At 72.2% G+C, this 26,789-nt stretch carries 21 protein-coding genes; 12 read left to right on the top strand and 9 right to left on the bottom strand.

Features of this window, described 5'->3' with window-relative positions:
- Window positions 1–756: 756 nt before the first annotated feature.
- Window positions 757–1,674: an NAD(P)-dependent oxidoreductase gene (locus ACIBCM_RS13950; RefSeq protein ID WP_399242687.1), complete on the top strand. Its 918-nt coding sequence runs from the start codon at window positions 757–759 to the stop codon at window positions 1,672–1,674.
- Window positions 1,675–2,407: 733 nt separating this feature from the next.
- Here the strand turns inward: ACIBCM_RS13950 and ACIBCM_RS13945 are convergent.
- On the bottom strand, window positions 2,408–2,815 hold the full coding sequence (locus ACIBCM_RS13945; RefSeq protein ID WP_399242685.1) for a heavy metal-responsive transcriptional regulator: 408 nt from the start codon (window positions 2,813–2,815) through the stop codon (window positions 2,408–2,410).
- 173 nt (window positions 2,816–2,988) lie between these two features.
- Here ACIBCM_RS13945 and ACIBCM_RS13940 point away from each other — a divergent pair, with 173 nt between their 5' ends.
- Both ACIBCM_RS13940 and ACIBCM_RS13935 read left to right on the top strand, forming a co-directional pair.
- Window positions 2,989–4,158 (top strand): alkylmercury lyase family protein, encoded by a 1,170-nt coding sequence (locus ACIBCM_RS13940; protein ID WP_399242683.1) that lies wholly within the window; start codon window positions 2,989–2,991, stop codon window positions 4,156–4,158.
- 104 nt (window positions 4,159–4,262) lie between these two features.
- Window positions 4,263–5,363, top strand: a complete 1,101-nt coding sequence (locus ACIBCM_RS13935) for a magnesium and cobalt transport protein CorA (protein WP_399242725.1) — start codon at window positions 4,263–4,265, stop codon at window positions 5,361–5,363.
- Between the two features lie 112 nt (window positions 5,364–5,475).
- Here ACIBCM_RS13935 and ACIBCM_RS13930 read toward each other — a convergent pair whose 3' ends face one another.
- Window positions 5,476–5,679, bottom strand: coding sequence for a hypothetical protein (locus ACIBCM_RS13930; protein WP_399242681.1), 204 nt, complete (start codon window positions 5,677–5,679; stop codon window positions 5,476–5,478).
- 806 nt (window positions 5,680–6,485) lie between these two features.
- On the bottom strand, window positions 6,486–6,935 hold the full coding sequence (locus tag ACIBCM_RS13925; RefSeq protein ID WP_399242679.1) for a hypothetical protein: 450 nt from the start codon (window positions 6,933–6,935) through the stop codon (window positions 6,486–6,488).
- Window positions 6,936–7,101: 166 nt separating this feature from the next.
- Here ACIBCM_RS13925 and ACIBCM_RS13920 point away from each other — a divergent pair, with 166 nt between their 5' ends.
- From ACIBCM_RS13920 to ACIBCM_RS13900, 5 genes are all read left to right on the top strand, one after another.
- Window positions 7,102–7,368: a hypothetical protein gene (locus ACIBCM_RS13920; protein WP_399242678.1), complete on the top strand. Its 267-nt coding sequence runs from the start codon at window positions 7,102–7,104 to the stop codon at window positions 7,366–7,368.
- Between the two features lie 155 nt (window positions 7,369–7,523).
- Complete coding sequence (locus ACIBCM_RS13915; protein WP_399242676.1) at window positions 7,524–8,309, top strand: hypothetical protein; 786 nt, start codon at window positions 7,524–7,526, stop codon at window positions 8,307–8,309.
- A gap of 304 nt (window positions 8,310–8,613) precedes the next feature.
- Window positions 8,614–9,696: an LLM class flavin-dependent oxidoreductase gene (locus tag ACIBCM_RS13910; protein ID WP_399242674.1), complete on the top strand. Its 1,083-nt coding sequence runs from the start codon at window positions 8,614–8,616 to the stop codon at window positions 9,694–9,696.
- Entirely contained in the window at window positions 9,693–10,544 is an 852-nt protein-coding gene (locus ACIBCM_RS13905; protein ID WP_399242672.1) for an FMN reductase, read from the top strand. The genes ACIBCM_RS13910 and ACIBCM_RS13905 overlap by 4 nt, the downstream gene beginning before the upstream one ends.
- A gap of 410 nt (window positions 10,545–10,954) precedes the next feature.
- A complete protein-coding gene (locus ACIBCM_RS13900) occupies window positions 10,955–14,479 on the top strand; it encodes an AAA family ATPase (protein ID WP_399242670.1) in 3,525 nt (1,174 codons plus the stop codon).
- Window positions 14,480–15,159: 680 nt separating this feature from the next.
- Here ACIBCM_RS13900 and ACIBCM_RS13895 read toward each other — a convergent pair.
- The 5 genes from ACIBCM_RS13895 to ACIBCM_RS13875 all read right to left on the bottom strand — a co-directional run bounded on the left by ACIBCM_RS13895 (window position 15,160) and on the right by ACIBCM_RS13875 (window position 20,168).
- Window positions 15,160–16,479: a MerR family transcriptional regulator gene (locus ACIBCM_RS13895; protein ID WP_399242668.1), complete on the bottom strand. Its 1,320-nt coding sequence runs from the start codon at window positions 16,477–16,479 to the stop codon at window positions 15,160–15,162.
- Between the two features lie 475 nt (window positions 16,480–16,954).
- Window positions 16,955–17,812 carry an ABC transporter permease gene (locus ACIBCM_RS13890; protein ID WP_399242666.1) on the bottom strand — a complete coding sequence of 286 codons (858 nt, stop codon included), beginning with the start codon at window positions 17,810–17,812 and terminating at the stop codon, window positions 16,955–16,957.
- Window positions 17,809–18,780 (bottom strand): ATP-binding cassette domain-containing protein, encoded by a 972-nt coding sequence (locus ACIBCM_RS13885; RefSeq protein ID WP_399242664.1) that lies wholly within the window; start codon window positions 18,778–18,780, stop codon window positions 17,809–17,811. The genes ACIBCM_RS13890 and ACIBCM_RS13885 overlap by 4 nt, the downstream gene beginning before the upstream one ends.
- Window positions 18,781–18,942: 162 nt before the next feature.
- Window positions 18,943–19,506 carry an NADPH-dependent FMN reductase gene (locus ACIBCM_RS13880; RefSeq protein WP_399242662.1) on the bottom strand — a complete coding sequence of 188 codons (564 nt, stop codon included), beginning with the start codon at window positions 19,504–19,506 and terminating at the stop codon, window positions 18,943–18,945.
- A gap of 284 nt (window positions 19,507–19,790) precedes the next feature.
- Window positions 19,791–20,168, bottom strand: coding sequence for a hypothetical protein (locus ACIBCM_RS13875; RefSeq protein WP_399242660.1), 378 nt, complete (start codon window positions 20,166–20,168; stop codon window positions 19,791–19,793).
- A gap of 425 nt (window positions 20,169–20,593) precedes the next feature.
- Between ACIBCM_RS13875 and ACIBCM_RS13870 the strand changes: the two genes are divergently transcribed.
- From ACIBCM_RS13870 to ACIBCM_RS13855, 4 genes are all read left to right on the top strand, one after another.
- Complete coding sequence (locus tag ACIBCM_RS13870; protein ID WP_399242658.1) at window positions 20,594–21,424, top strand: hypothetical protein; 831 nt, start codon at window positions 20,594–20,596, stop codon at window positions 21,422–21,424.
- 222 nt (window positions 21,425–21,646) lie between these two features.
- Window positions 21,647–22,600, top strand: a complete 954-nt coding sequence (locus ACIBCM_RS13865) for an ATP-grasp domain-containing protein (RefSeq protein ID WP_399242656.1) — start codon at window positions 21,647–21,649, stop codon at window positions 22,598–22,600.
- A gap of 388 nt (window positions 22,601–22,988) precedes the next feature.
- On the top strand, window positions 22,989–24,008 hold the full coding sequence (locus ACIBCM_RS13860; RefSeq protein ID WP_399242654.1) for an endonuclease/exonuclease/phosphatase family protein: 1,020 nt from the start codon (window positions 22,989–22,991) through the stop codon (window positions 24,006–24,008).
- Between the two features lie 140 nt (window positions 24,009–24,148).
- Window positions 24,149–26,065 carry an FUSC family protein gene (locus ACIBCM_RS13855; protein WP_399242723.1) on the top strand — a complete coding sequence of 639 codons (1,917 nt, stop codon included), beginning with the start codon at window positions 24,149–24,151 and terminating at the stop codon, window positions 26,063–26,065.
- A 308-nt stretch (window positions 26,066–26,373) separates the two neighbouring features.
- Here the strand turns inward: ACIBCM_RS13855 and ACIBCM_RS13850 are convergent, their stop codons facing one another.
- The gene (locus ACIBCM_RS13850) at window positions 26,374–26,769 is read right to left on the bottom strand and encodes an RNA-binding S4 domain-containing protein (protein WP_399242652.1); all 396 of its coding nucleotides are present in this window, start codon (window positions 26,767–26,769) and stop codon (window positions 26,374–26,376) included.
- Between the last annotated feature and the right edge of the window lie 20 nt (window positions 26,770–26,789).

Genomic DNA, 26,789 nt, shown 5'->3' with positions numbered 1-26,789 from the left:
CCTCCCCCAGTTGACGGAGCAGATCAACCAGCGCAAGGGCTGACCCGCACGCACGCTCCGCCCCAGGGCCGCACGGCAAACCCGCCGCGCGGCCCGGTCTTTTTCTCGGCGCGGGCCGTGCCGGGCGGGCGGGGGTGAGGTTCCCGGGCCTCGGCCCCTTGCCGGGGTGCCGGCCACCGCCGCGAGGTCCGTCCTCAAACGCCGGACAGGCTGGAATGGTTGCCCTGCCCCGCCGGGGAGCGTGGATCCGGACGGGCGGCACGCCGAGTACGGCCCACCCGGGCCCGAAGTCCGTCCTCAAACGCCGGACGGGCTGAAGAGCACCCCCCGGACGGGCTGGGATGGTCGCCCTGACCCGCCAGGGAGCGTGGAACCGGCCAGGCGGCACGCCAAACACAGCCCACCCGGGCCCCAAGTCCGTCCTCAAACGCCGGACAGGCTGGGGTGAGGATCTCCAGCCCTCAGCCCCATGCCGAGTCGGCCACCACCGCCGCAAAGTCCGTCCTCAAACGCCGGACGGGCTGAAGAGCACCCCCCCGGACGGGCTGGGATGGTCGCCCTGACCCGCCAGGGAGCGTGGAACCGGCCAGGCGGCACGCCAAACACAGCCCACCCGGGCCCGAAGTCCGTCCTCAAACGCCGGACGGGCTGAAAAACTCCCCCATCTCGCTGAATAGAGCGTTCACTCTAGTCCCGTGCTACAGTCACGCCATCGCTCTGGATAGAGCGCTCATTCTAGTGATGGAGGTCACCCCTATGTCCGTCTCCGCTTCCACCGCCGCCGTTGCTTCTCCCGCCGCCGGTGCCGTCCGGCAGCCGGTCACCGTGGTCGGCCTCGGGCCCATGGGTCAGGCCATGGTCGATGCCTTTCTCGAACGGGGTCATGAGGTCACCGTCTGGAACCGGACTCCCTCACGTGCGGAGCCGTTCGTCGCCCGGGGGGCGGTACTCGCGGAGAGCGTCGAGGCGGCGCTCGGCGCGAATGAGCTGGTCGTTCTCAGCCTGACGGACTACGAGGCGATGTACGCGCTGCTGGAGCCCGCTTCGGACGCGCTGGCCGGCCGGGTGATCGTCAACCTCAGCTCCGACACCCCGGAGAAGACCCGGGCGGGGGCCCGCTGGGTCACCGAGCGGGGGGCGGCCTTCCTCGCCGGGGGAGTCACCACACCGCCGTCCGGTATCGGCAGCTCCGAGTCGTCCACCTTCTACAGCGGCCCGCGCGGGGCCTTCGACACGCACCGGGACACGCTGGAGGTCCTGACCCGCGCCGACTACCAGGGCGAGGACCCGGGCCTGGCCGCGCTGATGTACCAGATCGGCATGACCATGTTCTGGACGTCCATGCTCAGCCTGTGGCAGGCCGTCGCCCTCGCCGACGCCAACGGCCTCAAGGCGACGGACATCCTTCCGCACGCCCAGGAGACCCTGGGCGGACTGGGAGGTTTCATCGACTTCTACACGGACCGTATCGACGCGGGCCGTCACGAGGGCGATGTGGACCGGCTGGCCATGGGCACCGCGAGCGCCGAGCATGTGCTCCACACGATGGCCGACGCGGGCGTGGACACCACCCTGCCGGCCGCCGTCGTGGACATCTTCCGGCGCGGAATGGAGGCGGGCCACGAGGCGGACAGCTTCTCCAGCCTGGTGGAGCTGATGAAGAAGAAGGCCTGACACCGGCACCCTCTGCCCCGCGCGCCCGACGGCGCGCGGGGCGGAGGCGGTTCTGCCTCAACCCGCGCAGTACACATCCCGGGCCGGGCGCTGCCCGGTCAGCAGGAACCCGGTCACCGTACCGGTCCTCGGCCGCCAGCCCGCACCCCGCCCCGGAACTCCCGCCCACTCCCCGGGGGTCGAAGCTGACGATGTCGTACACCCCCGCCGTCTCCCTTCGCAGTTCCTCGCCCTTCTGCGCCAGCCACCGCACCCCCGAGGTCCCCGGGCCGCCGGGGATCATCAGCAGCGTTCCGCGCCGCTCCCCGGGCAGCCCGCTCCTGAGCCGGGTCACGGCGAGGGTCAGCCGTTCCCCGCCCGGATCACGGTGGTCCAGCGGCACGGCCAGCTCCGCGCACTCCTGTCCCGCCGGCCCGCAGGACCGCCAGTCGAGGGCACCGCCCGTCGCCTCGGCCGAAGCCGGCGCGACGGCCGCCAGGGTGGTGGCGACGGCCGCGCCACAGAGCGTGAGTGCAAGGGGCCTACCGCGGTAAGTGGTCATGTATCAAGCTTTGTTGAATCCCTCCCGCCTTCCCATCCGGCAGCCGGGAGGACCTGTGCTGGGTCTGACCCCCGTGAACAGATCACTCTTTGTACGCGTACGTCGGCACTCGGCGCCCCGGGCCGCCCGTGCGGGGACGGTCCGGTCCCGGGACGAGGAGACGTACACGCCACCGGGGCACGAATGGCACGGTCAGGGGGACGGCGGGGCCGTGATGATCGTGCAGATGCCGGGTTCCGTGCAGGTGCTCGGATCGGTGGTGGCGGCACGTTCCGCCAGGAGCCTCAGCGCGGCCCGGGCCTCGCGCAGCTCCGCCATCCGGCGCTCGATGTCCGCGAGGTGCTGCCGTACGAGATCGGCGACATGCGCGCAGGGCGCCTCACCGGAGTCGCGCAGGGTGAGGACCGAGCGGATCTCGGCGAGGGTGAGCCCCGCGTTCTGGGCCTCGCGTACGAATGCCAGGCGTGCCGTGGCCTCACGGGGGTAGTCGCGGTAGCCACCGGGGGTGCGCGGCGGCGCGGGCAGCAGCCCGGCCTGTTCGTAGAAACGGACGGTCCTGGCCGAGAGCCCGCAGGACGCGGCCAGGTCTCCTATACGCATATCGCCAGCGTACGGGGCAATTCGCTTGACCTTCCACCAGGGTGGAAGGTCCACCCTGGGGCGGACACCACAGACCGGCCGCGCCAGACCGGAGACTCCCGGCCCGAGACACCCGACCGGACACCACCGAGGGACCCACCGACGGACCTCACCGACCGGAGGACGACACTTCCATGCGGATCACCGTGCTGACCGTGCCCGACTGCCCCAACGCCTCCGTGGCGGAACAGCGGATCGCGCTCGCGCTGGCCGACACCGGCAGCAGCAGCGACACCGCCAGCGACACAGGGATCAGCATCGGCAGCGGCATCGGGGTCGAGGTCGGGGTCGGGGTCGGGGTCGGGGTCGGGGTCGGGGTCGGGGTCGGGGTCGGGGTCGGGGTCGGGGTCGGGGTCGGGGTCGGGGTCGGGGTCGGGAACAGCGACGGGACCGCCACCCGGACCGACGCCGGACTCCGTACACAGGAACCGCCCGCCCCGGAGGTCGTCCGTATCGAGGTCACCGACCCCGCGGAGGCCGCCCGCCTCGGTATGGCCGGCTCCCCCACCGTCCTCATCGACGGCACCGACCCCTTCACCACACCCGGCACCCCCGCCTCGGTCTCCTGCCGTCTCTACCGCTCCCCCGACGGCACCGTCGACGGCGCCCCGAGCGTGCCCGAACTGCGCCGGGCCCTCGGCCTGGCCCGGGCCGCCGCGGCATCGGGCCATCCGCCCCTGAGCGCGGCGGCACGCGGTGGCCGGGGCCGCCTCGCCCCGGCGACGGGCGGACTGCGCGCCGTACAGCAGGCGGTCCTGCGCCACTTCGCCGCCACCGGCCGGGCCCCGGAACCCGCCGGCCTCGAAGCGGTGGCCGCCGGGCACGGGCGCTCAGTGGCGGACGTCCTGTCCGAACTCGCGGCCGAGGACTTCCTGACCCTCGACTCCGACGCCCGGATCCGTGCGGCGTACCCCTTCTCCGCCGTCCCCACCCCGCACCGGGTCCGGCTCCCCGACGGCACCAGGTTCTGGTCGATGTGCGCGATCGACGCGCTCGGCATCCCCGAGATGCTCGGCACGGACGCGGTGATCACCTCCTCGGACCCCGTCACGGGCGAGCGGATCGCGGTCACTACGACCGGGGGCGGGATGACCTGGCAGCCGTCGGAGACGGTGGTGTACGCGGGCGAGCGCTCCTGCGACGGACCGGCCTCCGAGGTCACGTGCGGCGCGCTGAACTTCTTCGCCGGACCCGCCTCCGCCCTCGCCTGGGCGGCGGCCCACCCCGAGTACACGGGCAGGGCGATCACCCCCGGGCAGGCGGCCTCCCTCGGCCGGGCCCTCTTCGGCGAACTGCTGCGCTGACCACCGGCGTTCCACCCTGGCCGGACCCCGCGCCTCCGGTCGGCACCTGATGGCACACTGACTCGCCCGGTCACCGAAGGAGCGTCAGGAGCCCCGCCGTGCCGATGATCCGCAAGCTGCGGCGTGTGATGCGCCGCGCCTACCGCCGTACCGTCGACCTCAGCCACCCCGCCCGCTCACCGCTGGGCAGCACCGTCGTGAACTGCGTGGTGTACGAGGACGGGGTGCGCCGGCACTGTGACGGGAGCGCCGAGGAAGCGCTGGCGCAGGTGCGCGAAAGGGGCCGCGGCTTCGTCTGGATCGGCCTCCACGAGCCGACGGAGATCGAGTTCGCCCGGTTCGCCGAGCTGTTCGGGCTGCATCCACTGGCCGTCGAGGACGCCGTACAGGCCCATCAGCGGCCGAAGGCCGAGCGCTACGAGGACCCGACCGGGCACGGGGACACCCTGTTCACGGTGCTCAAGACGTGTGTGTACGTCGCTCACGAGGAGCTGACGGCGACCAGCGAGGTCGTGGACACCGGGGAGCTGATGGTCTTCACCGGGCCCGACTTCGTGATCACCATCCGGCACGGCCGGCACGGTTCGCTCGGGCCGCTGCGCGAGGACCTGGAGGCGATGCCCGAGCAGTTGGCCAAGGGCCCGGCCGCGGTGCTGCACGCGATAGCGGACCGGGTCGTGGACGACTATCTCGGCGTCGCCGACGCCGTGCAGCACGACATCGACTCCGTCGAGTCCGCCGTCTTCACCGAGCACGGCGCGCGAGGTGACGCGGGCCGTATCTACCAGCTCAAGCGCGAGCTGCTGGAGCTGAAGCGCGCGGCCGGGCCGCTGGAACGCCCGCTGCTGGCCCTCGCCAGCCATCCGCTGCCGCCCGTCGGGCCCGGCATCCAGCCGTACTTCCGTGATGTCGTCGACCATCTGGCCCGGCTGAACGAGCAGATCGGAAGTTACGACAACCTCCTGGACTCCATCCTCCAGGCGCATCTGGCGCAGGTGACCGTCGCACAGAACGAGGACATGCGGAAGATCACGGCATGGGCGGCGATCATCGCCGTACCGACCATGGTCTGCGGTGTCTACGGAATGAACTTCGACCATATGCCGGAACTGCGCTGGACCTACGGCTATCCGCTGGTCCTCGGCGTCATGGCGACGGCCTGTCTGGTCATCCACCGCAGCTTCCGCCGCAACGGCTGGCTCTGACCGCCCGCCGGCGCCGCCCGACCGCTCTGCCGACAGAACTGCCGACAGCTCCGCGGACCGCCGTACCGCCCGCCGACGTCCGCCGCCGTACGATCCGCCGACGTACTGTCCGCTATATCACCGCGATGAACAGTCCCAGCGTCAGTACGGCGACGGTCCACCCGTACAGCGCGAGGGTCACCGAACGGGCCTCGTCCGACGGGTCGGTGCGTCCCGCGCTCGACAGCCGGAGGGCCGAGGTCAGGAGCAGAAGGAGCGCGGCCGCGCAGAGGGCGGCGACAAGGGGGGCCGGGTCCCCGGGGATCAAGGTTTCCATCACCCGGCGAACGTCTCACGCGGGCCCGGCGCACGCATGCGGGGATGCTCTGTCCCGGTTCCCCCCGAACGCCGGTACCGGAGCTGAACTCCCCTTGCGCCGAACGGTCGTGGCCGGGGCAGCCGGGGGTTCCGGCCGCCAGGGGAGCCGAGGCCGCCTGACCGTGTGACCTGCTTCGATACGGCTGTGGCTCCTGTGAGGGGCAGAATCAGACAAAGGTCTTATTCGCCAATCTGAGTGATAAGGGTCATCTGCCTCCGGCTCCGCCCATAACGTGCTGATGTGGCCCGATGGGAGCAGTTGAGCGCACTGACGATCGCGGCGATTCTCGGCTCGCAGGGGGTGGGGCTGGCCGCCGCCGTGGACGACGCCGCTGACGGACGGTTACGGGCGTCCGCGGCCGTCGTGGGCGAGGCGTCCGGCACGAGGGGGGAGACCGCGTTCCGCAGGGGAACGGGTACGGGGTCCGGGGCGGGTACGGCGGTGAGCCCCGCGACGCGGTCCCGGTCCGGGGACGACCACCGGAGTGATCCGTTGACGGGCCTGGCGGACCGGCTGATGACCGATCGCTGGGGTCCACGGGAGCCCGGGGCACAGCCGCTCCCTCGAACCGGGAAGCCCGTCGAACCGGCGCCGGGGCCACGCCCGGCACCGCGGAACGACCGGAGCCAGAACCAGGACGACAACCGGGACCAGGACGAGAACCAGAATCAGGACCGGAACCAGCAGGACGACCGGAAACAGCGGAAACAGCAGGAGCAGGGGAATCCGAGCCCGCGGAAGCAGCGCCCGGCGCAGAGCCGGGATCAGAAGCCGGGAGAGCGGCCGCGGGAGAAGCGGCAGGCGGCGCCACGGCAGAAGGGGCCCGAGCCGGCCGTCCGGCCGGGGCTCTCGGTGCGTACCGGACCCACGCCCTCCCCGAACGACGAGGCCGAGACCCCGCAGCCATCGGCGGCCCCCGAGCCCGGACCCTTAAGCCCGGCCCCGGCCGCGTCAACAGCCCCGTTCCCGGCCCCGCCCGCGTCCCGCCACACCTCACCGCCGAGGCCCGGCCCGGCGCTCTCGCCCCCGCCGTTCGACGTGTCCGCGTCCGCCGCCGTCCGTGTGCCGGGGATCCTCTGCGCCTCGGCGACGGTGTCCGTATCCGGACCGCTGCCGCTCTCCGTATACGTATCCGTGTCGGTCCGGGTCCTGCGGGACTGTCCTGCTCCCCCGCCGCCGCCGGAGCCGACACCGACGCCCACTCCATCGCCCACATGCCCGGCACCCCCCACCCCGGCGCCGCCCCCGACCCCCCAGCCTCCCTCGGCCCCACCCACACCAGCACCCCCACCCACACCAGCACCCCCGCCCACACCAGCACCCCCGCCCGCGCCCCCGGCGCCCGCTCCAGCTCCGGCTCCAGCTCCAGCTCCAGCTCCGATGGAGCGCCCGGCGCCCGCGCCCCTGGTCCCCGTAGCGGCGCCCGAGGTCCTGCCGGTGATCGTCCGGCCGCCGGTGGAACGCCCGCCGGCCGTCGTCCGCCCGCCCGCCGCGCCACCGCCCGAGCGGGCCCGGCCCGTACGGCGGCACCACCCGATCACCGGGCGGCCGAAGCGCGAGGGCTTGCCCCTGGTCGTACTGATGCTGGTGACCACCACCCCGGCCGTACTCGCCGCCGCGCTGCTGAAGCCCCGGCGCGGGCGGTAGCGCGCGTCCCGGCACCGGCCACCGCCGGAGTGCCCCGGACAACGCCCCGTACGCGGTCCTCCGCCTGTCCGCCGCCCGTCCGCCGCCCGAGACGCCTCGCGGAACACGCACGTCGCACCCGCATGTGGAACACGCACACAGACAACGGAGATCCCATGTCCGAATGGCTGGTCCTGCTCATCGCGATGGCCGCCGCCTGCGGCGTCGTCCTCGTCGTCACCCTGTTCAGCCAGCGCCGGCGCGAGGGGACCCCCGGGGTGGCGGAGGAGGCCGACGAGACCCCGGACGTCCTGGAGTACATGACGATGATGGTCGGCGTCGTGTACGCGATCGTGCTGGGCCTCGCCATCGCGGGCGTCTGGGAGGCCCGCAGCTCCGCGCAGGACGAGGTCCGCCGGGAGGCGCAGGCGCTGTACGAGGTCACCCGGCGCGCGGAGGTCTACCCGGCCGACTTCCGCGAGCGCCTCGGGAACGACATCGACGCCTATGTCTCGTACGTCGTCCACCAGGAGTGGCCGCGGATGATCGACGGCGAGAAAGTCCCGGCGCGGGGCTCCGAGCTGCTGGGAACCGTACGGTCCGACATCGCCCGCCGGGTGCCGGTGGGCGAGCTGGAGGCACAGGCGTACCAGCCGATGCTGGACCAGATCTCCGTCGCCGACGACGTCCGCAACGCGCGCGTGGCCAACGCGGGCGCGACCCTGCCGGGGGTGGTGTGGTTCGGCCTGATCGGCGGGGCGCTGGTCACGGTGGGGCTGATCTTCACCATGCACATCGGGCGCAGCCACCGGGAACTGCTGCTCGCGGGGCTCTTCAGCGCGCTGATCGCGTTTCTGCTGTTCCTCGTGTGGGACTTCGACGCGCCGTTCGGGCGCTCGGGCTCGGAGTCGGCGGACGCCTTCCGCCGGCTGTTCCCCGCGGCGGCGGGGCCCGGCGGCTGACGGCCGGTTCCGGCGGCGGGACCCGGCGGCTGACCTGCGGTTCTCCGGGGCTGATGGCCGGTTCCGGGGGCGGGTCCCGAGTGGACCTCGGCGGCTGACGGCCGGTTCCGTAGCGGGTCCAGGCCGCCGACCGGCGGTTTTCCGAGGGCTGGGCCCGGCGGCCGACGCCCGGATCCCGGCAGGGAGACGGCCGGATGCACCGAATCCCGGGGGCGGAATAGCACCCGGGGGTCTCTCGTTGTAGGGTTTAGTTCAACGTTCAACCATCTGGTCCCCCAGGACTGAACCCCGAGAGGTGAGCTTCATGCAGTTCGGCATCTTCACCGTCGGCGACGTCACGACCGACCCGACCAACGGTCGTACGCCGAGCGAGCACGAGCGGATCAAGGCGACGGTCGCCATCGCCCGTAAGGCCGAGGAGGTCGGTCTCGACGTCTTCGCGACCGGCGAGCACCACAACCCGCCCTTCGTCCCGTCGTCCCCGACGACGCTCCTCGGGCATATCGCGGCCAGGACCGAGAATCTGATTCTCTCCACCTCGACCACGCTGATCACCACCAACGACCCGGTGAAGATCGCCGAGGACTACGCCTATCTCCAGCACCTCGCGGACGGACGCGTCGACCTGATGATGGGCCGGGGCAACACCGGGCCGGTCTACCCCTGGTTCGGTCAGGACATCCGTCAGGGCATACCGCTCGCGATCGAGAACTACGCGCTCCTCCACAGGCTGTGGAGGGAGGACGTGGTGGACTGGGAGGGCAAGTTCCGTACGCCGCTCCAGTCCTTCACCTCGACCCCGCGCCCGCTGGACGGCGTACCCCCGTTCGTCTGGCACGGCTCGATCCGCTCCCCGGAGATCGCCGAGCAGGCCGCGTACTACGGTGACGGGTTCTTCCACAACAACATCTTCTGGCCCATGTCCCACACCAAGAAGATGGTCGACCTCTACCGGAAGCGGTACGCGCACTACGGGCACGGGACGCCCGAGCAGGCCATCGTCGGACTCGGCGGCCAGGTGTTCATGCGCAAGAACTCGCAGGACGCGGTCGACGAGTTCCGCCCGTACTTCGACAACGCGCCGGTCTACGGCCACGGGCCCTCGCTGGAGGACTTCAGCGAGCAGACCCCGCTGACCGTGGGCTCCCCGGCGCAGGTCATCGAGCGGACGCTCGGCTTCCGCGAGGCGGTCGGGGACTATCAGCGCCAGCTGTTCCTGATGGATCACGCCGGACTGCCCCTGAAGACCGTGCTGGAGCAGCTCGACATCCTCGGCGAGGAGGTCGTTCCGGTACTGCGCAAGGAGTTCGCGAACCTGCGGCCCGCCGGTGTGCCGGAGTCCGCACCTCTGCACCCCGCCGTCACCACCGCACGTAAGGAGGCATGACGATGACCACACGGAAACTGGTGGCCGTGTCCGCCGGACTGAGCGTGCCCTCGTCGACCCGTCTGCTGGCGGACCGTCTGACGGAGGCGGTACGCGGGTCCCTCGGCGAGTCCCTCAGCGGGACGGGATCCGGGGCCGGGACCGGGGCGCCGGCCGGGAACGGCTCCGGGGCTCCGGCCGGGGACGGGGTCGAGGTCCGGGTGGTGGAGCTGCGCGAGCTGGCGGTGCCCATCGCCAACCACCTGGTCACCGGGTTTCCCTCCCCCGATCTGGAGGAGGCGATCGACGCGGTGACGGAGGCGGACGGGCTGATCGCGGTCACGCCGGTCTTCACGGCCTCGTACAGCGGGCTCTTCAAGTCGTTCTTCGATCTGATCGAGCCCGAGGCGCTGAGCGGGAAGCCGGTGCTCATCGGGGCGACCGGTGGCACGGCCCGGCACTCGCTGGTGCTGGAACACGCGCTGCGGCCGCTGTTCGCGTATCTGCGGGCCCTGGTCGTACCGACGGCCGTGTACGCGGCGTCGGAGGACTGGGGCGGCTCGGGCGATCCGCTGACGGACACCCTGCCGGTACGGATCTCCCGCGCGGGCGAGCAGTTGGCGCGGCTGATGACCGGTACGCGGGGCGCGGGTGACACCGCCGGTGCAGGGGCCGCGGGCTTCGGTGCCGGGGACTTCGGGGCCCTGGACTTCCGTGCCGCGGGCTTCGGCACCGCGGGCTCGGGCTCGGAAGCCGGTGCCGGTGCTGGTGCTGGTGCGGAAGCCGGCTCCAGGGCCGGGGCCGGAACGGGTGCGGGCGGCGACGGGGGCCGGGCGAAGGCCCCGGTGGCCGCCCCGCAGCTGAGCTGACGGCCGGGGCGGGGGCCTGAGGGAAACGTCCGACGGCCCCCGGGCCAAGGGCCCCACGCCCCGGGCCCACGCCCGCCGACCCGCCACGCAGGGCACAGGGGACCTACGCAGGGCACGGACGGCGCCTCCACGGGGCACGGGAACCCCCGCCGCCCCAGGCCCCCGGGCCAAGGGCCCCAGCCCCGTGCCCACGCCCGCCGACCCCGCCAGGCGCGGGCGCCCCCTCCGCCGGGCACGGGGACCTCCGCCGGGCCGGGGAAACCTCCCCCACCGCGCCCCTCGCGTACCGTCCCCCATGCCGTACGCGAGGCGGCCCGGCCGGGGCCCGGACCCCGTCCGACCTGGGCAGGGGCAATTCGGGGGCAATTACCGTGTGCCGACTGTCAGTGCCGTCTCCTATCGTCTAGGGCATGACCCCTGCACTGATCGGGCGCGACCACCCCGCGGGCGTACTCCTGACCGGGATCGACCGGGCGACGGAGAGCCACGGGGGCCTTGTGCTGGTCACCGGAGAGGCAGGGATCGGCAAGACCTCGCTGGTCACCCACGCGGCCGACGAGGCACGGCGGCGCGGGGCGCTCGTGCTGGGCGGTTCCTGCTGGGACTCCGAGAGCGCGCCGGGCTACTGGCCGTGGGTCCAGGTCGTCCGGGGGCTGCGACGCGGCACGAGCGCGGAGGAGTGGGCCGACGCCGAGAAGGCGACGGGCGGGCGGCTCGCCACCCTGCTCGGCGAGGACCCCAACGGCCGCGGCGAGGGCGGCGAGAGCTTCGCCATGTACGACGCGGTGACGACGGCCCTGGTCACGGCGTCGCAGCGGCGGCCCGTCGTGGTTGTCCTGGACGATCTCCACTGGGCGGACCCCGCCTCTCTCAAACTCCTCGAATTCGCCGCGCAGCACGCGTGGTTCGAGCGTCTGCTGCTGATCGGGACCTATCGGGACGCCGAGGTGGAGACCGCCGACCACCCGCTCCAGGAGCTGATCGTGCCGCTCGCCGCGCGTGCGGCGACGAATGTGACCCTGACCGGTCTCGGGCGGGACGAGGTGGCCGCCCTGCTCACGACGATCGCGGGCTCCGAGCCGGAGTCCGTCATGGTGGACGAGGTCCACCGCCGCAGCGGGGGCAATCCCTTCTTCGTGGAGCAGACCGCCCGTATCTGGAGCAGCGGCGCCCCGGTCACCACCGTCGCGCCGGGGGTGCGGGAGGCGGTGCGGCGGCGGCTCGCGCTGCTGCCCGAGGCGGTGGGCGGGCTGCTGGAGACGGCGGCCGTGCTGGGCCGTGAGTTCCACCGCCAGGTGCTCGCGGCCGTCGCCTCCGCGCCCGTACCGCATGTCGACCGGCTGCTGAGCCGCGCGGTCGCCGCCAGGCTGGTGGCCGTGCGGGACGGCGGCCGGTTCGCGTTCGCCCACGACCTCGTCCGGGAGACGCTGTACGACGCCCTGGACGAGCCGCGCATCCGCGACGCCCACGCCTCGGTCGTACGGGCCCTGGACGACGCCCCGGCGCTCAGCGGCCACGTCCTGCCCGCCGACCTCGCGCGGCACGCGTATCTGGCCGGCGGGGAGCTGGAGCGCGCCCAGCGGGTCGACCTGCTGATGGCCGCGGCCCGGGACGCGAGCGGCAGGCTGGCGTCGGAGGAGGCCATCGGCCACTACCGGCGGGCTCTGGAGGCCAGCGGGGACGACTCCCGCCGGGCGGCCCTGATCTCCCTCGATCTGGGCAGCCATCTGCTCCACCACGGTGAGAGGGAGGAGGCGTGGGACTGCTACGAGCGGGCGATCGCCCTCGCCCGCGAGGTGGGGGAGCCCGGGCTGCTCGCCCGGGTCGCCATCAGCGTCCACCAGCACTGCTTCTCCCCCGAGGACGCCCTCAGGATGACGGAGCGCAGCGGCGAACTGCTGCGGGAGGCGCACCGCGCGCTGATCGGCGGTGGAGAGAGCGGGAAACCCGAAGAGAGCGGAGAGAGCGAAGAAAGCCGCCAGAACGGGAAGAGCGGGGAGAGTCGAGAGAACGGGGAGAACGGGGAGAGGCTGGCGGGTCTCACCCCCGAGCAGATCGCCCAGGACCTCGCCGTCCGGACGACCGCGCTGGCCCGGGACGAGGGCGACGACGACGCGCTCTCCTTCGCCCTGTGGGCGAGGCACGACTCGATCTGGGGACTCGGCACGGCGACGGAGCGGCTCACGCTCACCGACGAAATGGCCACCGTCGCCCGCCGCACGGGCAACCGCGACATGGAGCTGCACGCCTCCTCGATGCGCTGGGTCACCCTGCTGGAGCTGGGCGACCCGCGCTATCTCGACCAGGTGCGGGCCTTCGCCACCCTCGCCGAACGGAGCGCGCTACGCCGGTTCGAGCTGGCGAGAGCCGTGGACCTCTCGCTGGTCGCGGCTCTCAACGGCCGGTTCACCGAGGCGATGGACCTGCTGTCGGAGACCGGCTGGGGCCCTGTCGAGGAAGGCGCGTTCGGCTATGTGACGGCGCAAATGCAGTGGTCGCTGTTCATGGTGCAGGGGCGACTGGACGAGGCCCGGACCGTGCTCGACGGGCTGGACGGACGGGACGGCGCCACCCACCCCTATCCCCAGCTGCTCGCCGGACTGACCGCCGTCGAGCGCGGTGACACGGCCCTGGCCCTGCGGCTCTCCGATGAACTGTCCGCCCTTCCCGGGCGGCTGCCCCGGCTGTTCGCCCCGCTGGAGATGCGGCTGCGGGCCCAGGTCGCGGCGGCGGCGGGCGACGAGACCCGTATCGAGGCGGCCCGCGCCGCCTTCACCCCGTACGCGGGACAGTGGGTGATCTCGATCTACGGCTGTGACATCAGCGGGCCCGTCGATCTCTGGCTGGGCCTGCTGGACGCGGCCCAGGGCCGCCGGGACGCGGCCGTGACCGCGCTGACGGCGGCTTACACGTCGGCCGACCGGCTCCGTGCGCGGCCCTGGTCGATCCGGGCACGCGCGGCTCTGGCCAGGGTGCTGGGCCCCGACGCACCCCCGGATCTGACGGAGGATCTACGGCGGTCCGCCGAGGAGTTGCGTCTGACCCCGTTGCCGGCCCATCGCGACGACTTCTTCGGCGGAGCGGGGGTGCCCGGTGCGGCCTCCGGCGAGGCCGCCCGGCAGGATCCGGCCTCCGGCGGCGCGGCGTCCGCTGTAACGGGCCCTGGGGGACCGGCCGTCGGTCCCGCCACTCGGGGTGTGACCACTTCGCCCGTAGGCGCCATGGGTCCCGCGGCGGGGGCCCGTGCCGTGGAAGCCGCCATGGCGGGCCGCCCGGGAGGTCAGGACGGGGGCCCGACGGTACCCGGCCGGGCCGCCGGGGTGGGGGGATCCGGCCGGACGGCCGGGCACGACGGCGGGCCGACGACACAACCGGCCGTCGCGGCACCGCAGTTCCGGCGCGACGGCACCGTATGGGCGCTGGCGTTCCAGGGCCGGTCGGTCCATGTCCCGGACGCCAAGGGCCTGCGGGACCTCCACACCCTGCTGGCCCACACGGGCGAGGAGCTGTCCGCGGTGTCCCTGCTCGCCCCGGAGGGCGGTGAGACGGTCGCCGCGGCCCGTCGCTTCGGCGGAGACCCGGTGCTCGACGAGGAGGCCAAGACCCGCTACCGGCAGCGCCTGGAGCAACTGGACGAGGAGATAGACCGCGCCGCCGAGCGGGGGGACGACCGCCGTGCCGCGGAGTACAGCCGCGAACGGGAGGCGCTGCTCGACGAGTTGCGTACGGCCGCCGGTCTGGGCGGCCGCACCCGCCGCCTGGGCGACGAGGCCGAGCGCGCCCGTAAGACGGTCACGGCCCGAATCCGCGACACCCTCCGCAAGCTGGACACACTCCACCCCGAACTGGCCGCGCACCTACGGGATTCGGTGACGACGGGTGCGTACTGTGCCTACCGCCCGGCGACCCCGCTCGACTGGCGGCTGTCCCGCTGACGGACAGGGGGCGGGGCCAGGCACGGACCGGACGGGCACGGGCCCGACGCCCCCGGACAAGGCGACCCCAGGTACGAACGGACCAGCGCCCGAACGGGACGGGTACGAGACGGGTACGAGACGGGTACGGGACGGGTACGAGACGGGTACGAGACGGGTACGGGACGGGTACGAGACGGGTACGAGACGGGTACGGGACGGGTACGGGACGGGTACGGGACGGGTACGGCGCGGGCCGACCGGGGCCGGAATGGGCTCGGGCACCAACGGACCGGCGCCCGGGTGGACCCGGGCCTCGGACTGACCGCGCCAGCATGGACACGAGCACACATGGGCCCCCCGGACAGACCGGGCCCAGGCCAGGACACACCAGGGCCCGGACACCCCGAGCACAAACGGACCACCGCCGGGACCGACCGGCGCCTGAAGGGACCCGGCGAGACGGAACCTGCGCCCGGACAGGCAGGGCGAAGACGAACCTGCGCCCCGACGGACCGGGCCTCAGAGCGACGGGCGCCAGAGTGACCGGCGCCAGAGCAACCGCACCCGGCGGTCCCGGACCGGACAGACCCGGGCCCGCCAACCACAGGCCCCAACAGACCGGTACCCGGCCCCCGCCGGTACCCGGCACCCCGCGCCCGAGCAGCCCGGTTGTACCAGGCCGCCGACCCCGTACGGGTTCAGACCGGCACCACATCCGCGACCACACAGGCGACATTGTCCGGGCCGCCCGCGTGATGGACGAGGGCGATCAGTTCCGTCACCGCCTCCTCAGGGTCCCGGACCTCTTCGAGGACCCGTCGTACCTCGTCGTCCGCCACCACCGTGAACAGTCCGTCCGAGCACAGGAAATAGCGGTCTCCGGCCCGTGCCTCCCGCAACCGCAGATCCGGACGGGCCGGGCCGTCGCCACCGTCCAGCGCGCGCAGCAGCATCGCCCGCTGGGGGTGGGACGCGGCCTCCTCCTCGGTGAGACTGCCGTCGTCGATCATCGACTGGACAACGGTGTGATCATGGGTGATCCGGAAGAACTCCCCGTCGCGCAGCAGATGCGCGCGCGTGTCGCCGATATGGACGAGGGCGAGCCGGGAGCCGTGCAGCAGCAGCGCGGTGAGGGTCGTACCGGAGGAGCCCGCGAGGCCGTTCACGGCGGAGTTGGCGCGCAGGGCCGCGTCCTCCAGGGCGTTGAGCAGATCCCCGGCCCGTACCTCCGGGTCCCCCGGCAGCGGGGTGTCGGCCAGTTCGCTGAGCGCTCCGACGGCGGCGGCACTGGCGGGGGCGCCTTGCTCGCCGTAGCCGTCGGCGACGGCGAGGAGTTGCGAGGTCGCGTACACGGCGTCCTGGTTGGTCTCGCGGACGAGACCTCGGTCGGTGCGTGCCGCGTAACGGATGGCGAGAGAGGGCGTGGTGGTGATGGCGTTCTCCTTGTTCGGGAGCCGGCCGGTGCGGGACCGGCCGGCCAGCTGATCGGCGAGGAAGAGCGCCAGGTCGCGACGGGCCGATGTATCCGCCTCCACCCGCGTCCAGTACGCCCGGACCAGCCGGGCGGCGGCCCGCGGATCCCGCTCGTACAGATCGCAGACCTCGCTGACGCGGGCCAGGGGCATCCCGATCCGCCGCAGCCATGCGACAAGCCGGGCCCGCTCCAGCTGGGACACGTCGTAGTAGCGGTAACCGGTGTGCTCGTCGACACGGGCCGGAGGCAGCAGGCCCAGCTCGTCGTAGCGGCGCAGCGCCTTCGCGGACAGCCTGGACGCGCGGGCGAACGCCCCGATGGTCAGCCGGGCCGAACGGGCCGAACGGCTATCCGGGCCTTCAAGGCCCGGACGACCGCTCCCGTCGGGCCGAGCGCCGGGACCGGACGATCGCAGACCCGGGCCCAGCGGATCTCCGGAGCCCGGGAAATCCGGGATGCCCAGCGGGTTCACAGGAGCCTGCGGGTCCATATGGGCCCGCCGGTCCGCCTCCACCGCTTCGTCCTGGCCGTCGGCATCACGCACGGAAACCTCCTCGCGCCGGGTCGTTCCTCCCGGCCGCATCGATGCTGGAGCCTCCCCCGGGGTCAAGGTCAACCCGCCCACCGCCACGGCCGACGGTCCCACCCCGGCTCCGGCCGACCGGCTCCGCAAACACCCCGCTCGCCGGACACCGGCCTCGCCACCCCGCGAGGCCCTCCGCGACGCCCTCCGCCCGACCCAGCCCCAACCCTGCCCCCGACCCGGCGCCCCTGCCGCTGCCCCTGCCCCTGCCCCTGCCCCTGCCCCTGCCGCAAGGAACAGAGCCCGGGACCCCGTACGCCGGCCCCGCCGGGGACGGTAACCGCACTCCACACCCCCTGCCCGGCGCCGGAGAACCGAACGGCAGCGCGGGCCGAACGACGGCGGGAGGACGACCGGCACCGGGAGACCGAACGGCGGCGGGGCGTCCTCGGCCGATTCAGCCGAAGACGCCCCGCCGCCTACCGTGCACATCAGTTCACTTGCGGTTGTAGAGCCGCATCGTGATCGAACCGAAGACGATCACGAACAGCGCACCCCACCCCAGCGTCCAGGCGATGTCCGCCGTCGGCCACTCGCCCGCCATCAGCTCCCGTACCGCCGTGGAGACATGGGTGACCGGGCTGTTGTTGACGAACGCCTGGAGCCAGCCCGGCATGGTCTTCGGGTCGACGAAGACATTGCTCAGGAAGGTCAGCGGGAAGATCACCATCATGCTGACGCCCATCACCGACTTCTCGGAGCGCAGCAGCAGCCCGAACATCGTCCAGACCCAGGAGAAGCAGAAGGCGAAGACGACCAGCAGCGCGACACCGAGGACCACACCGATGAACCCGCCGTCCGGCCGGTAGCCGATGATCATGCCGACGATCATCATCACCAGCGAGGCGATGAGATACCGGACGACGTCCCCGAGGAGATATCCGACCATCGGGGCCGGCCGCCAGATCGGCAGCGTACGGAACCGGTCGAAGACGCCCTTCGCGATGTCCGTGTTGACCGCGACACCCGTGTACATCGTGATCATCACGATGCTCATGGTCAGGATGCCGGGCAGCAGGAACTGGATGTACTCCTGGGTGGAACCGGCCAGCGCCCCTCCGAAGAGGTACGTGTACATCAGCACCATCATGATCGGGAAGGCCGTCACATCGAAGAGCTGATCCGGCACATGCTTGATCTTGAGCATCGCGCGCCAGCCGAAGGTGACCGACGCGGAGAGCGCGCTCGGGCGCGGTGGTCGCTCCTTGCTGACCAGCAGGGCCGCGAGATCCTCCGCCTTGGGGGCGTCGAGAACGATGTCGTCGATGTCCTTGGTGGTGGTCGCGGTGCTCATGCGGCCGTTCCCTTCTTGTCGGTGAGGGCGAGGAAGACCTCGTCCAGGCTGGGCTGTCCCAGCGCGAAGTTGTCGACGGTGATTCCGGTACGGGCCAGCTCGGCGAGTGCCCGTGCGGCCTGCTCGGCAGCGCCCACATCGCTGCCGTGGCCGTTGACCCTGGCGGTGAGGGCGAGCGGGTCCGAGTCCAGCTGGACCTCGGCGCCGAGCGCAGAGGTGAGGATCTTCTCCGCGTCGGGCCGCTGGGCCGCGTCACGCAGCCGCAGATGGACCGCGCCGGAGCCGACGGACGCCTTGAGTTCGCCCTTGGTGCCCTCCGCGATCACCTTGCCGTGGTCGATCACGGCGATACGGGACGCCAGCTGATCGGCCTCGTCCAGATACTGCGTGGTCAGCAGCACGGTCGTCCCCTGGGCGACGACCGCCCGCACGATGTCCCAGACCTGGTTGCGGCTGCGCGGGTCGAGACCGGTGGTGGGCTCGTCGAGGAAGAGCAGATCGGGGGTGTTCAGAATGGAGGCGGCGATATCGATCCGGCGCCGCATCCCGCCCGAGTAGTTCTTGATCTGCCTTCCGGCGGCCTCGGAGAGACCGAAGGCGTCGAGCAGCTGCTCGGCACGGATCCCGGCGGCGGTCTTGGAGTGGCCGAGCAGCCGTCCCAGCAGTACCAGGTTCTCCGTACCGGTGAGGTCCTCGTCGACCGATGCGTACTGCCCGGTGAGGCTGACCCGGCTGCGGACCGCGTCCGCCTCCTTGTGGACGTCCTTGCCGAAGACCAGGGCCTCGCCGCCGTCCGGCCTCAGCAGGGTGGCGAGCATCTTCACCGTGGTGGTCTTTCCCGCACCGTTCGGGCCGAGAACTCCGTACACCGTGCCGGCGGGGACGCGGAGATCGACGCCGTCGACGGCCCGGTTCTCACCGAAGACCTTCACCAGGCCCCTGGTCTCGATTGCCAGTTCTGTACTCATGCGTTGGTTTCCTTCATTTCCTCATCATCGAAATCATCGAAAATGTCTTCGGATCGGTGGCTGTGGGATGTCGACTCCCACGGACGCGAAATGTCATCGCTCGTACGGGGAAGAGCCGGGTATCCCGGACATGCGGTCGGCAGATTGACGTCTGAAGGCCGTTCAGCAGATGTACGGTCGCGCGGCGCGGGCCTCCCGCAGGGCGACCCCCCACCAGCCGAGCTGGTCGAGCATCCGCTCCGCGGCGCGGTCGCGGGCTTCACCCGGCTCGTCGAGGAGGTTGATGCCCACCCCATTGCGCAGAGTGACCGTATGCAGCTCGGTGAAGACCGAGCGCAGCTGCTCCACGGCGTAGAGACCCGAGGAGCCGTGCCCATAGCTCACGAACGCGACCGGCTTGGCGTGCCACTCATCGTAGGCGTAGTCAATGGCCTGCTTCAGTGAGGCGGGGAACGAGCGATTGTATTCGGGAGTAACGATGACGTACGCGTCGGCACCGGCCACCTGTGCCGTGAAGTCGCGGATCTCCCTCGTCGCCCGGTCCGGGTAGCGGACCGGGAAGTCGCAGTCGACCAGATCGACGACCGACAGCTCCAGCTCCGAACGCCCCCCGGCCAGCTTGGTGAACCAGCGGCCGATCTCGTCCCCGATACGCCCTTCACGTGTACTCCCGATGATCACGGCGACACGCAACGGCGACATCTCCCGCCCCCGGGGCTCCTCCATGGCGCGCCTCCTCCTTCGATTCCCGTCGTCCGTTTCCGGTCGGCGGGATTCCTGTCGTTCTTCCCGGATCCCGATGTCCGGCGTTGCCCTTCACACCAGAGGCGCGAGATGCCGACGCGCGGTCGCCAGATCTGATCTGGCAACCGCGCAGGATGAAAGAACCGCAGGTCGGAACGGGTCGGGTCGAGTCAGGTCACAGGAAAGAACGCCCAAGGGCATGCCCTGGCCCTCGCGCATCCAGCGAGGACCAGCGCCAGTCCTCACGCAACCGGCGAGAGGGTGCGCTAGTCCTCGTGCACATAGAAGGCATAGAACGAGGCCACGCCCGTGACGAGGGCGAAGATCAGCCCCATCCACACGGACTGAAGCACGCTGGCGCCGGTCAGGCTGTGGAGAAACCCGACCGCCATACCGCACAGTGCGCCGTACGCGGTGGCGCGCACCTCGCGTATGAGGGCGCCCTGGATACGGCCGAGGCCGTACGCGACGGCGGTGAAGACGATGCCCGCGACCACTCCGTAGAGCACATCCCACCAGTTCAGAGCCTCGCCGGTGCGGCGGAGGAAGCCGGCGTAGAAGCCGAAGAGCGTGCCCAGGGCAAGGGGGATCGCCCAGGTGAGAGATCCACGGTGCCGGGTGGCCATCGTTGCTGGAGCGGCCATGGCGGGGTACTCCTTCCCTCTCCTGTCCTTTCCCTTCAGGGCACACCCACGGCCCCACCCCGGCAAGTCGTACGGCCCCGAGGGCGACCGCCACCACGGCCGGGGGCGCGGCACCGCACCGCGGGGGGGGCTCGAGGCCGCCCGGCCTGAACCACAGGACCTTCCGGCCGGGTACAGGACGACGGCGCCGGGCCCGGGACTCACGCCGGGACTCACGCCGGGACTGAAGCCGTGACTCAAGGGAGGGCGCACCGACGGCTACGGACACCCGGTACGGCACCCCGCCCGAGGGTCCTGCCCCGGGCTTCCGCCCGGGAAGTCGCCGGGGGGACTGCCCCGGGCCGCCCCGCCTCCGACATGCCCAGAAGAGCCCAGTCGGCCGCACACCGCTCGCGCCCCGGCCGTGGCCCGCGTTCCCTGGAGGGGTGCGGAGCTTCTTCTCAACAGTGCTGATAGTCCTCGTCGCCCTGCTCACCCCCCTGAGCGCGCTCGCGGTCTGGGCGGACCGGGAGATCGGAGACACCGACGGATATGTTTCCGCGATGGCCCCCCTGGCCTCCAACAGCGCCATGGAGAACGCGGTCGCCGACCGCATCACCGACGAGGTGATGAGCCAGCTCGCCTCCTCGCCCGCCCAGGACGGCCTACGGGATCTGGTGCATGACGCGGTGCTCTCCTTCGCCGGGACGGACGCGTATCGGACCGCGTGGAACACGGTCAACCAGGCCGCCCACACCGCAGTGGAGAAGGCACTGACCAGCCATAACGGCGATACGGCGAGTATCGATCTCGCTCCCGTGATCGAACAGCTGAAGTCCCAGCTGAGCGCGGACGGCGTACCGTACGCACACCAGATCCCGGTAGGGAACGCGCGGATCACGATCCTCGATTCCGACAGGCTGGGCGCGGCGCGCGAGGTGTTCGACACCCTCCAGGTCGCGGGGATCTGGCTTCCGCTGGCCACCCTGCTGCTGGCGGTACTCGCCCTTTCCCTCGCCCCTCAGCGGTTTCCCGCTCTCGCGCTCGCCCTCGCGGGGGGCGGCCTGCTGCTGCTTCTCACGATCACCCTCACCCGTGGCCTGACCCTCGATGACCTCCCCGCCGGTGTGAACCGCCCAGCCGCGCACGCGGCCTTCGACGCGCTGACCTCGACATTGCGGGTGACATCGTGGTGGCTGATGGGTGTCGGCGTCTCGGTGGCGGCCCTGGGGCTCCGGCACAGGCGCCGCCGGGCCCTGGTCCCCGCCCCGGCCTGACCCACCTCCCACCAGCCCCACGCGCGGGACCTCAGACTCCCTCGCGGGTGTTTCACGTGAAACCTCACCGCAGCCCTCCCCCACCCCATGCCTACGGGCCGCTGGCTGCCACCGTATGAGGCCGTCGGCTTCTGAACCGGGCCCGGTTCGCCGGGGCCCGTCTCCCCCAGCCCCGCCCCCTGCGCCGGAGGCCGGGTGGCGGGCACCGGCTACCGTCACCCCATGCCCGACTTCCTCGTCCCTCACCCCCGTACCAGCACCGCCGTCCTCCTCGCCTCCGCCGCCGCTGACCGTGGGCTCCATGTCATCGCCGAGGCCGGGACGGGGCCGGAGGTGCACTGGTACGGCGGGCCGCTCGCCGCCCGGCGGGCGGGGGTCAGGGAGCGGCTGGGGGTCGGACTGCTGGAGCCCCGTGACGAGTGGCTCAGTACCCTGCCGTACGAACTCACCCGCCGCCGAGTCGCTCTGGCGACGCTCGCGGACGCCTGGGCTCTGGAGGGCCCCGCGTTCGTCAAACCGCCGTCGGACAAGTCAGTGCCCGCCGCCGTGTACGCGACGGGCCGCGAGCTGCCGCGTGAGGGCGAGCGCATCGGCCCCGGCACCCCCGTGCTGATCAGCGATGTCGTCGAGTTCACCGCCGAGTACCGGCTCTTCGTACTGGACGGCGAGGTGGTCACCGGCAGCCGCTACGCCGTGTACGGGCGGCTGGACCCCGGCCCGCTCACCCCGGGCGCACGGGACTTCGGGCGCCGGCTGCTCGACACCGCCGGGCGCACCCTCCCGAGCGCGGTGGTCGTCGACATAGGCCGCCTGGCCGGTGCCGGTGACCTCCACGGAGACGACGGCAACGGCCGGCAGAGGGCCGGCGGACACGGAGACGGCGCAGACGCAGCCGACCACGACGGATGGGACCACAGCGGTCATGACCCCGACCGCGCCGACGACGGCAGCTCCCTCGGCGTCAGGTCCCGCAGCGTCAGATCCAGCGGCGGCAGATTCTCCGACGGCAGGTCCGACGGCGTTTCCGGCGGCGAGCACTGGGCGGTCGTGGAGGCGAACATGCCATGGTTCGCGCATAGTTACGCGGCTCTCCCCGACCGTGTCCTCGATGTCGTCCTGCGCGCCTCCGGCCCCCGCCACCGGGTCGCCCCGAGGGACGTACCGTTTCTGAGGTGAGCCACCCGCCCGATCGCCGCCCCGGCGCGCGGTCGCTCCGAGGCGGGGCGAGTTCGCCCCGGACGCACTCGCGAACCGTCGGTGCATCCCTTGCTCCACGGGCCGGGCGGCACCGCTGAGGTGCGCGTTCCGGATACGGCGAGTGGACGCCACGGCCGTTGGAGCAGGAACGATGTCGGGGAGACTGACGTCATCACAGTGAAGACGAAAGCCGGAAGACCAAGCCGATGGTGACATGGCCGCGCGGCCGGATGGACCGGCGCGGCGGGGCCAGGACACCGCGGTGACATACGTACACGGATCGGTTCACGAGGACACCGGGCCCCAGACCCGGAGCCCGACCCGGCCGTGTGACTCGGAAGATCGACCCGACGCCCGGAGGCCGGTTGTGGACAGCGCCATCTCGACAGCGGCACCCGCCGCCCGGCCGACGGCCCCTGTGCGCCGCCGGGGCGGCCGGGCCGCCGCCGTCTGGCTCGCGGTTCTGCTGCTGATCGTGCCGACCGCGGTCGTGGCATGCCGGGTGGCGGACACCGATGCCGTCACCCCGGTCCCCCAGCTGCTGGCCTTCCTCCCCTGGCTGCTGCTGCCCGCCGGGGCCGCCCTGCTGCTGACGCTCCTCGCCCGCTGGCGCGCGGGTCTGATCTGGGCGGCGGCGGTGCTCGGAGTCACCGGCTGGTTCGTCCGGCCGTACGACACCGGGCTGGCGGACGACCCGCCCGGCCGGGTCGTCGCCGACCTCGAAGTCCTCACGTCGAACGTGGAATTCGGCAACGGCACGGACGGACTGATAGCGACGATCAAGCGCGAGAAGCCCGATCTGGTCTTCGTCCAGGAGTGCGCGGCCGAGTGCTCGGAAGGGCTCGCTTCCCGGATCCCCCGGGCCGACTACCCCTACCGCAATGTCGTCGAGGGCGATCTGGCCTATGGCTCGGCCATCCTCAGCAAGTATCCCCTGCGCAAGGCCCCCGGGATCGAGTCCACCCTCGCGATGCCGGGCTCGGTGACCGAAATCGCGGGCCAGGAGGTCCACCTCCAGCTGGCGCATCCGCTGCCGCCGATCCCCAGCGGCGTCGACGACTGGCGCAGGGAACTGGGTCGTATGCAGGAGTACGCGGCCGAGGTGAAGGGCTCCGCGGCCATCGTCGCGGGAGACTTCAACGCCTCCCAGGACCATGCCGCCTTCCGCCGAATAATGGACGCGGGAGCCCTGCGCGACGGCGCGGCGCTCGGCGGCGCCTCCCGCACCCCGTCCTGGCCGACATCCGTGGGCCGCCCCCTGGGCACCCAGATCGACCATGTGCTGATCAGCGAACAGTTCTCGGTCACCAAGGCACGGTTCCTGGAACTGGCCGACACGGACCACCGCTCCCTGCTCGTGGAACTGGAGCTCCACGGCGAGGACTGACATCGCCGAGGGGGACGTGCCGGGGGTGACGTTACCGAGGGGTGGTGCCACACCGCATCACTCGACACATGAGGTGACCGGATCAGTGAGGTGACCGGACCAGGGAGACCCGAACGACCATCAAGACCCGACCGGGACGGCTGTCCCCGCCCGAGTGGCTGCTCATCAGCCTCCGGCCGCAGTCCGCCCCCGTGCCGTGGGCCGCGGTCGGCCGGGCGGGGGTGGCGCTCACCGTACCGCTCGCCGCGGGCCTGGCAGTGGGTCAGCCGGTGTACGGCGCGCTGGTGTCGATGGGTGCGCTGTCCGGCGTGATCAGCGACACCGCCGACGCGTACCGGCTGCGGATCTTCAATATCGCCGTCCCGCAGCTCTTCGGCGCCATCGGAGTCACCCTCGGCACCCTGGTGTACGGGGAGGGCTGGCTCGCGGTCGCCGTGCTGACCCTGGTCGCCCTGGTCTCCGGAATGATCTCGTCGATCGGTGCGGTCGCCTCCGTCTCCGGACTGCTGCTCCTGCTCAACGCGGTGGTGGGCGCGGGGCTCGCGATGCCGTCCCCCTGGTGGAAGGCCCCGCTGCTGCTGACGCTCGGCGGACTGTTCGTGCTCCTGCTGACCCTGCTGGGCTGGCCGTTGCGCGGGCGGCTGCCGGAGCGGGCCGCCGTCGCCGAGGCGTATCGCGGTGTCGCCGGTCTCTTCCGGGCGGCGGGCACCGAGGCGTACGGGGAGAAGCGGCAGGCCGTGACGGAGTCGCTCAACACCGCGTACGACCTGATCCTCGCGCACCGCGCCCGCGATCACGGGCGGCGCGGCCCCCTTGTCGGGCTGCTCGCCCAGCTCAATGTGCTCATTCCGCTGGTGGAGGCCGCGGCGGCGGCGCATCTGTACGGCCGGGCCTCCCGGAGCCCCGAGATCGCCGACGCGGTGGAGGAGTTGGGGGCGGCGGTCGCCGAGAGCCGGGACGAGGTGCCCGATCTATCGGGGCTGCCCCGGCCGGAGGGCCCCGCAGACCGTGCCGTCGAGGCCGCGCTCCGGCACGCGGCGGCCGTGGTCCACAGGGCCGAGCCCGATCCGTACGACACGGCCGACGACCGGCTCGGGCGGCCCGCCGCGCCAAGGATCCGTTTCCGGAGCGCGGCGCGGGCGCTGCTGTTCTCCGAGGGGTCCTGGCGTTACGGGCTGCGGCTGGCGCTGTGCGTGGGGCTGGCGCAGGCTCTGGTGTCGCTGGTGGCCGTGCCCCGGTCGTACTGGGTCGCGCTCACCGTCACCTTTGTCATGAAGCCGGACTTCGGTTCCGTGTTCTCCCGGGCGGTGCTGCGTGCGCTCGGCACGGCGGCGGGCCTCCTGGTGGCGGCGGCCGTGCTCGCGGAGGTGCCGCGCGGTTGGTGGGACGTGCCGGTGATGCTGGTGCTGGCGGCGCTGATCCCGGCGTTCTCGGCGAAGGGGTACGCCTTCCAGACCGCGGCGATCACCCCCGTCATCCTGCTGCTCTCCGACATCCTCAGCCACGAGGGCTTCGGTCTGGTGGTGCCACGGCTCCTGGACAGCCTCATCGGCTGTGGGATCGCCCTGGTCGCGGGCTATCTGCTGTGGCCCGAGAGCTGGCACACCCGGATCGGGGACCGGCTCGCGGCGGCGGTGGAGGAGATCGCGGGGTATGTGGCGTACGCGTTCGATCCCCGGGGCGATCAGGGGGAGCGGGTTCGGCGGCGACGGCGGATCTACCGCGATCTGTCGTCCGTACGGTCCGAGTTCCAGCGCGCCCTGACCGAACCCCCGCCGGTCGGAGCCCGGGCCGCCGCCTGGTGGCCCCTCGTGGTCGCCGTCGAACGCATCGTGGACGCGACGACAGCGGCCCGGGTCCGGGTCGACCACGGTGCGAAGGCACCCTCCCCAGAGGAGGTCGCCGAGGTGGAGCGGGAGCTGAGAGGGCTGGCACGGGGGGTGCGGAGCAGCGAGACCCTGGTGGAGGTACGGGCGGTGCTGGCGGGCGAGGAGGAAGGGGTGCTCGCACCACTGAGACACGAGGTGACGGCGGCGCGGGCGATCGCGTCCGGGTAACCGGGCCGATGAGCCGGACGGCCCGTAGGCCCCGGACCCGCCCGGAGCGAGACCTCCCCACCGGCTCACACGAGCCGGGGCGCCCGCCCGCGCGCCGACGGCTGCTCCGGACGGCTCCCGGCGACTCCGGCCCGGGTTTCCTGGCTCAACCGGGATCAGCGGTCGAGCGACGACACCGGGGGCGACAGCCGGCGTCCGAGTCGGCGCCCGGCAGCGGCGCCAGGGTCACCGGACGACACCGGAGCGTCCGGCCGGCACAGGGGTCACCGGCGCCCGGCACAGGGGTCACCGGCGCCGGGCGGGCCGGGCTACTGGTTGCCCTGGAGGCGTTCCAGTTCGCGGCGGTCGCGTTTGGTGGGGCGGCCCGTGCCGCGGTCGCGGACGGCGATGGGGGCCGTGAACTCCCTGGGCGGGGGCGGCGGGCTGTTGTCCACGTAACACTGGACGGCCACCGGCGCGCCCACCCGCTTGCGCACGATCCTGGAGACGACGACGAGCCGCTCGCGCCCCGCGTGGAAGAGACGTACCTGGTCACCCGGGCGCAGGGTGTGGGCGGGTTTGACCCGGTCGCCGTTGACGCGCACATGGCCCGCCTTACAGGCGGACGCGGCCTGGGAACGGGTCTTCGTCAGACGTACGGACCAGATCCAGGCGTCGACGCGTACGGACTCACCTGCCGGTGTGGACGAACCCTGTGCAGCCATGCTCCCGACTCTACGACCCG

Origin of the sequence: Streptomyces sp. NPDC051018, assembly GCF_044456085.1 — a bacterium.
Classification (GTDB): Bacteria; Actinomycetota; Actinomycetes; order Streptomycetales; family Streptomycetaceae; genus Streptomyces.
Note: the sequence above shows the minus strand (reverse complement) of the source record. Positions and strands in the feature narration are given on the sequence as shown.